Consider the following 7,179-nt stretch of genomic DNA (forward strand, 5'->3'; position numbering starts at 1 on the left):
TATCAATATAATGATATAGCTGCCGGTATGTAACTAGAAATAATCCTAGCAGCATATAGCCTGCAACTAATTTTATTCCAGGCTCAAAATAAATATAGTATCCCGGCATAAACAGATACACTAAAAAAATATACGGGAAAAATCCATACCTAGCCGGGAAAATCTCAAATTTCTTTTTTTTCTCTGGCATCTGCTACACCGCCGCTTCCTGCTTTCTCCTAATATATCCTGATAATAGCATAAAAACGATCAAGTATACTGCCAAAATTAACATATTACTCCATTCAGGGCTGTTCCCGCGAACAATCTCCCATGCGCCATTACCGAAATTATAGGAAGGCAGCCACTTTGCAAGCTTTTGCACAAAATCTGGCATAATTTCTATCGGCATCCACATCCCGCCAGAAATTGCGAGTACCATATAAATGATATTGCTAATGCCAGATGCCGTGTCCACTCGCTTCATTGTACCTACTAAAGTACCTAGAGCAAGAAACGGAAAGGAGCCTGCTAATATCCATAGTCCACTCATCACCCATTCATTTATAGAAAGAGAAACACCATTAATGATCGCACCTGCGATAAAAATAATCGAAATTGAAAAAATATGAATGATTGTTTGCCCAATCATTTTTGCAGCAAAATACGCATGATCAGATAAAGGAGTTATTCTCATAAACATCGACCAGCCTTTTGTTCGCTCCTCAACAAGTCTAATTCCTAATGTCATAATAGCTGAACCCATCACACTGAAAGTGGTCATTGACATTAAATAATGGGCCTGCCATACTTGTTTATCCTCAATGCCAGTATTAAAAATCTTTGTAAAAATGGCATAAAAGAGAATGGGCATTAACAGTGACCAAAACACAAAATATGGGTTTCGCAGAATTCTAATAATTTCAACTTTACATTGCATGCCAAATGCTTTCATATTATATTGCCTCCTTATTTTCCGTTAATTGTGAAAAAGCATCATCCAGTCGACCTTGATTAATTTCTACCCCTGATATTTGAATTTTCTGTTCAAACAGCTTCGCCAACACAAGATCTGTGTTTTCAGCCTCGATCATTATACGGTTGCCTTCTTCGTATACATGAGAAACAGTAGGCAACTGCTTTAATTTTTCGATGGAAATGCTCTCAGAAGTTGTAAAGGATATAGACTGCTTTGTCAGTTTTGCCTTAATTTCCTTAGGCGTTCCATCTTCAATGATTGACCCATAATGGAATAAAATAATTCTTTCAGAAGCATCATCGGCTTCCTGTAAATAATGAGTTGTAAATATGATTGTTTTTCCCCGCTCCTTTAAGATGCCAATTGTTTCCCAGAAACGTTTTCTTGATGTAATATCTAAGCCAACGGTTGGTTCATCAAAAAATAACAAATCGGGGTTTCCTGCCATCGCAAGTGCAAAACCGAGTCGCCGCTTTTGACCGCCAGACAGTTTATCAGCTCTCTTTTTCAATTCATCGTCCTTTAAACCAGTTAAAGCGACAAGCTCTTCAAAGCCAAGCGGATTTGGATAATAGCTTCTGAATAATTGAATAATCTCCTTGACAGTTAATGCATCAATGACACTTACTTCTTGAAGCATAGCGCCAATCTTTTCACGCACTTTTTTATCCTTCGGCTGCAGGCCAAAAAGATTTATCCTTCCCTCTGAAGGTTCAAGCAGCCCAAGCATCATCATAATTGTAGTTGTTTTTCCTGCACCATTAGGGCCAAGGATAGCCACAATCTCACCCTTATTAATTGTCAATGAAATATCGTTCACTGCTTTTTTATTTTTAAATGTTTTTGTAACATGATCCAGTACAATAATCGATTCCATTTTTTCCACCTCCGTCATTTCTACCTTTATTCTATAATTGGAAACGGGGCGGGATTAGTGGATAATGTCATTTCTTTCAAATGACATTTGTCATAATAAAAACGAAAGGTTAATAAAACAAAAAGACAGCCTTTCAAAAAGGCTGTCCAATAAAAACGTAAGCTTAATATTCACTTTCAATTGCTTTGATACGGTTATAGAGCTTTTCGTTTACCGGAGTCGAGATCCCATGCTTTCTCCCTAGTGCTAAAACTGTTCCTGAGAAGAGTTCAACTTCACTGAAGCGGTTTGCCTCTAAATCCTGTGCCATCGATGGCTTACCCTCAGGGCTTAATTTACTTAAGACGTTTAACCAATACTCGATATTCTCTTCAGTTAAATGAATCCCTTCCTTTACTGAGAGAACCATTACCTCTCTCATCGCTGCAATCATCGTCTCTCTTGCTTGTCCAAGTCTTTGAATTTCGCCATAGTTGCCTCCATAGACCGCGACCGTTTGATTAACACCGACATTTAACATAAATTTACTCCACAAATGTTTGTACATCTCAGGAATAATTTGATATGGAATTTCCTTTTTGTCAAAGAACTGCGCAACAGCTCTGACCTTTTCAATTGATTTTTCATCTGAGTCCCTATCACCAAAGCAGAGCATCCCCATATGATCATAAGTCAATTGGTTTCCTACCTTAACAGCATCCATCCCCTGAGCCACACAATATAAAACCTTGTCCATTCCGTATGCATCGCCAATAATAGCCTCGCTTGTAATTCCATTTAATGCAGACAGGATAATCGAGTGTTCCCCTACATGATTTTTGCAAGCTTGGATTGCATCAGTTAGTCCGTCATTTTTCACGGTAAAAATTAGTAAATCAGCAGGGTCTACATGCTCTTCAGGTGTTACATAATGAAAATCACAGCGTTCCTCATTGCAGTAAACATGCTCGCTCCGATATCTCTCTATTCGTCCCTTGTCAGCAATAATTCTTAGATTCCCCTTCGGCATTCTCTTTGATAGATGGTGACCGAATAGGACCCCTAATGCCCCTAAGCCTATGATGGATATGGTTTTAATCTCTTTCACACCTATACTCCCCCTTCTATACTGAATATTTTAACATACGGTGAGGAGGCAAATGGTGAAATTAACCAATTAATCAACGAACAAAAAGCGGTGCCAATTGGCCCGCCTTTATCGTTTGAAATTCCATTCATCTTGTTCATAGCGCTCTTTTGCAATTTTATTGACGTATGCTAATTCATCTTCTGTTAGCTCATATGGCTCCAATTCAATATTAAGCCCTTCGGCAAATCCTATCCGAAATGCTTCCTTTGCCTGTTCAAGCGTTATTCTTTCTTGACTAATTTCATTAATCGCAACAGCTTTATTTTTAAAGGCCCTTTGCATTCGCTCCTTCACCCGATCATTTGGGTATTTAAATAAGCTAAAGAGCTTATCTTCTTCGATATCAAGCAAAATGGAGCCGTGCTGAAGTATGACACCCTTCTGCCTTGTTTGTGCACTTCCGGCCACTTTCCGTCCTTCAACAACAAGCTCATACCAGCTTGGAGCATCAAAGCAGACAGCAGAGCGAGGATTTTTCAGTGATTCTCTCTCTTCATCCGTCTTTGGTACGGCGAAATATGCGTCCATACCTAAATGTTGAAAGCCTTTTAAAATCCCTTCGGAAATTACCCTATATGCTTCCGTAACAGTTTTCGGCATTTGAGGATGTTCCTCAGATACAATCACACTATATGTAAGCTCATGCTCATGAAGAACCCCTCTCCCGCCAGTTGGCCGTCTAACAAACCCTAGCCCATGCTGTTTAACAGCGTCCATATTAATCTCTCTATCAACATTTTGAAAGTATCCTATCGAAAGTGTCGCAGGATTCCATCCATAGAAACGAATGGTTGGTGGAATCTTCCCCGCACTATTCCAATCAAGGAGTGCTTCATCCAGTGCCATATTAAAAGAAGGAGACCCAGCACCTGTATCAATAAATCGCCATGTTTCTTTTGTCATCGTACAAACCTCATTTACAAATTGTATATGTATGCGAGTTTAGTCTATCAAAAAATTGCAAAAAAACAAAGCAACATGATTTTTGCAGGGAATTTGTCTGATTTCCTTTACTCGTCTGATAGAACACTTATATAATAGAGAAGGCAAGTTTCAGTGCGAAAGGAGAAAGACATTTTGGAAACACTTTATTTCCTTCTAATCATGTTAGGCGGATTCCTTACGTATTCCTTAATAACTTGGTTATATCAGAAGAGAATTGTCAAGACTTTGACAGAAGAGCAATTTCGCGAAGGCTACCGAAAAGCCCAGCTAATTGATGTTCGTGAACCTAATGAGTTTGAGAATGGACATATTCTAGGTGCTCGAAATATTCCGCTATCACAGTTGAAAATGCGCTTGAAGGAGCTTAGACCTGACAAGCCTGTCTATTTATATTGCCAAAGTGGCATGAGAAGCGGCAGAGCAGCCCAGTTTCTTCATCGCAAAGGGTATAAGGACCTTTCACATCTTCAAGGCGGATTTAAAAAATGGTCTGGTAAAATTAAGACAAAATAATACTGAAAAAACACACGATCAAAAGACCTCTGCATATTTCTATGCAGAGGTCTTTTTTGGTTCATATTATTGTTTTTGGTAACGAAGCACTGGCTTACGGGCAGCCATTGTTTCATCAAGACGGCCAATAACCGTACTATGTGGTGCTTCTTGAACGATTTCCGGATTCTCTTCTGCCTCTTTCGCAATTTGGATCATGGCATCACAGAATGCATCAAGCGTTTCTTTTGATTCTGTTTCAGTTGGTTCAATCATGATACATTCTTCCACGTTAAGCGGGAAGTAAATAGTTGGCGGATGGTAGCCAAAGTCTAGAAGGCGCTTCGCAATATCAAGTGTACGCACGCCATGTTTCTTTTGACGCTTTCCGCTTAATACGAATTCATGCTTACAATGCTTATCAAATGGAAGATCATAAGAACCTTGAAGTCTTCTCATCATATAGTTTGCATTTAATACTGCATATTCTGTTACAGCTTTTAATCCATCTGGACCCATTGAACGAATATACGTATAAGCACGAACATTAATTCCGAAGTTTCCATAATAAGGCTTCACACGGCCAATGGACTGCGGACGGTCATAATCTAATACGTATTGATCGCCTTGTTTCACTAAAACTGGCTTTGGCAGGTATGGAATCAAGTCTGCTTTTACACCAACAGGACCTGAACCAGGACCGCCACCGCCGTGCGGGCCAGTGAATGTTTTATGCAAGTTCAAGTGAACTAAGTCAAATCCCATATCTCCAGGACGTGCTTTAGACATAACGGCATTTAGGTTAGCTCCATCATAGTATAGCTTTCCGCCTGCACCGTGAACAATTTCTGCCATTTCAAGAATATTTTCTTCAAACAGCCCTAATGTATTTGGATTAGTAAGCATTAGTGCAGCAGTATCTTCGCCTACTACTCGTCTTAAATCCTCTAAGTCTACTAGTCCATCCTCATTGGATTTAACAGTAATCGTTTCAAAGCCAGCAACTGCAGCAGAAGCAGGGTTTGTACCATGTGCTGAGTCAGGTACAATGACTTTCGTACGGTTAAAGTCGCCATTTGCTTCATGGAACGCACGAACCATCATTAAAGCAGTCCATTCCCCATGAGCACCTGCAGCAGGCTGAAGTGTAACTTGATCCATACCCGTAATTTCGATTAAATGCTCCTGAAGATCATACATTAACTCTAGAGCACCTTGAACTGAACTCTCATCCTGAAGCGGGTGCAAATGAGCAAATCCAGCGTAACGTGCCACATTTTCATTGATTTTCGGATTATATTTCATTGTACAAGAGCCAAGCGGGTAAAAACCGGAGTCAACCCCATGGTTACGAGTAGATAGAGCCGTATAATGGCGCATAATATCTAACTCTGATACTTCTGGAAGCTCTGCTAATTCTTCTCTTAAATAGCCCGCTGGAATCAGTTCATTAATATCAGTTTCCGGAACATCCATTTCCGGGAGACTATAACCGATGCGGCCAGGGTTGCTTAATTCAAAAATGAGTGCTTGATCATCCTTATGCATGGTACTCCCCCATTTCTTTAACAAAAGTATCAATTTCTTCTTTTGTTCTTAATTCTGTGACCGCTACTAACATATGATTAGCTAGGTCAGAATAATCTCTGCCTAAATCATAGCCGCCAATGATGCCTTTTTTAAGAAGCTTTTGATTCACTTCTTTAACAGGTGTATTTAACTTAATGACAAATTCATTAAAGGATGGTCCTTCAAAGACAACTTCAAAGCCATTTTCTTTAAATGCTTTTTTAGCATAGCTGGCTTTCTGAATATTAGATAAAGCCATTTCTTGAACTCCTTGCTTTCCTAATGCTGTCATTGCTACGGATGCTGCAAGTGCATTTAAAGCTTGGTTTGAACAAATATTTGAAGTCGCCTTTTCACGGCGGATATGCTGTTCGCGCGCTTGAAGAGTTAGAACAAAGCCGCGGCGTCCTTCTTCATCAACTGTTTGTCCAACAAGACGTCCTGGCACTTTTCTCATTAATTTGTTCGTAACTGCAAAGTAACCGCAATGTGGGCCGCCAAATGCTGTCGGAATTCCGAAAGGCTGTGCATCTCCTGCAACAATATCTGCACCGAATTTTCCAGGAGGTGTTAGCGCTCCAAGTGCAAGTGGGTTGCTTGATACGACAAATAATGATTTTTGTGCGTGAATAATTTCTTCAAGCTCTTTCATTGGTTCAATTCTTCCAAAGAAGTTTGGATACTGAACGATTACCGCGGCGATATCATCATTGATCATTTCTTTCAATGCATCAATATCTGTTACACCATCTTTATGCGGAACCTCAACGACCTCAATGAATTGGCCTTTTGCATACATTTTTACAACTTCTTTTGATTCTGGATGTACTGCACTCGAGATTAATAGCTTTTTGCGTTTAGTTTGAGCAGCACTTAGCGTTCCAGCTTCAGCAAGAGCAGTTCCGCCATCATACATAGAAGAGTTCGCTACATCCATACCTGTTAATTCGCAAATCATTGTTTGGAATTCAAAGATTGCCTGTAGCTCCCCTTGAGAGATTTCTGGCTGGTATGGTGTATAGGCTGTATAGAATTCAGAACGGGAAAGTACATGATCAACGATAACTGGCATGTAATGATCATAAACCCCTGCTCCAATAAAAGAAGTATTGCTCTTTAGATCAGCATTTTTTTGAGCCATTAACGAAAGTTCTTTCATTAATGCTGTTTCAGTTGCTGCTGGCTTAATCTTATATTCACCTTTAAATC

At 39.7% G+C, this 7,179-nt stretch carries 7 protein-coding genes and 1 pseudogene; 1 reads left to right on the top strand and 7 read right to left on the bottom strand.

The genetic code is table 11. From position 1 onward, the window contains the following. The 5 genes and pseudogenes from V7149_RS22895 to V7149_RS22915 form a co-directional block, all read right to left on the bottom strand. Positions 1–190, bottom strand: a pseudogene (locus V7149_RS22895) (sensor histidine kinase); the annotation flags it as partial. A gap of 3 nt (positions 191–193) precedes the next feature. Continuing rightward, on the bottom strand, positions 194–934 hold the full coding sequence (locus tag V7149_RS22900) for an ABC transporter permease (RefSeq protein WP_335347890.1): 741 nt from the start codon (positions 932–934) through the stop codon (positions 194–196). A gap of 1 nt (position 935) precedes the next feature. Then, positions 936–1,835, bottom strand: coding sequence for an ABC transporter ATP-binding protein (locus V7149_RS22905; RefSeq protein ID WP_335347891.1), 900 nt, complete (start codon positions 1,833–1,835; stop codon positions 936–938). A gap of 163 nt (positions 1,836–1,998) precedes the next feature. Continuing rightward, the gene (locus tag V7149_RS22910; protein ID WP_335347892.1) at positions 1,999–2,922 is read right to left on the bottom strand and encodes a ketopantoate reductase family protein; all 924 of its coding nucleotides are present in this window, start codon (positions 2,920–2,922) and stop codon (positions 1,999–2,001) included. Between the two features lie 108 nt (positions 2,923–3,030). Further along, complete coding sequence (locus V7149_RS22915; protein WP_335347893.1) at positions 3,031–3,867, bottom strand: lipoate--protein ligase family protein; 837 nt, start codon at positions 3,865–3,867, stop codon at positions 3,031–3,033. Positions 3,868–4,041: 174 nt separating this feature from the next. On the opposite strand from V7149_RS22915, the gene V7149_RS22920 reads away from it, so the two are divergent. Beyond that, positions 4,042–4,422 (top strand): rhodanese-like domain-containing protein, encoded by a 381-nt coding sequence (locus V7149_RS22920; protein ID WP_066293581.1) that lies wholly within the window; start codon positions 4,042–4,044, stop codon positions 4,420–4,422. Positions 4,423–4,488: 66 nt separating this feature from the next. Here the strand turns inward: V7149_RS22920 and gcvPB are convergent, their stop codons facing one another. Together gcvPB and gcvPA are read right to left on the bottom strand one after the other, a co-directional pair. Beyond that, positions 4,489–5,949: an aminomethyl-transferring glycine dehydrogenase subunit GcvPB gene (gene gcvPB / locus V7149_RS22925; RefSeq protein WP_335347894.1), complete on the bottom strand. Its 1,461-nt coding sequence runs from the start codon at positions 5,947–5,949 to the stop codon at positions 4,489–4,491. Continuing rightward, positions 5,942–7,179 (bottom strand): aminomethyl-transferring glycine dehydrogenase subunit GcvPA (gene gcvPA, locus V7149_RS22930; protein ID WP_335347895.1); only part of this gene is annotated, 1,238 nt, incomplete at its 5' end. The genes gcvPB and gcvPA, both read right to left, overlap by 8 nt.

This window comes from Bacillus sp. JJ1503 (genome assembly GCF_036965125.1).
Taxonomy (GTDB): Bacteria; Bacillota; Bacilli; order Bacillales; family Cytobacillaceae; genus Cytobacillus.

What these genes read in the sequence shown, in the direction of transcription:
- gcvPB (WP_335347894.1), bottom strand. Translation starts at nt 5,949, where the DNA reads ATGCATAAGGATGATCAAGCACTCATTTTTGAATTAAGCAACCCTGGC.
- V7149_RS22900 (WP_335347890.1), bottom strand. Translation starts at nt 934, where the DNA reads ATGAAAGCATTTGGCATGCAATGTAAAGTTGAAATTATTAGAATTCTG.
- V7149_RS22915 (WP_335347893.1), bottom strand. Translation starts at nt 3,867, where the DNA reads ATGACAAAAGAAACATGGCGATTTATTGATACAGGTGCTGGGTCTCCT.
- V7149_RS22905 (WP_335347891.1), bottom strand. Translation starts at nt 1,835, where the DNA reads ATGGAATCGATTATTGTACTGGATCATGTTACAAAAACATTTAAAAAT.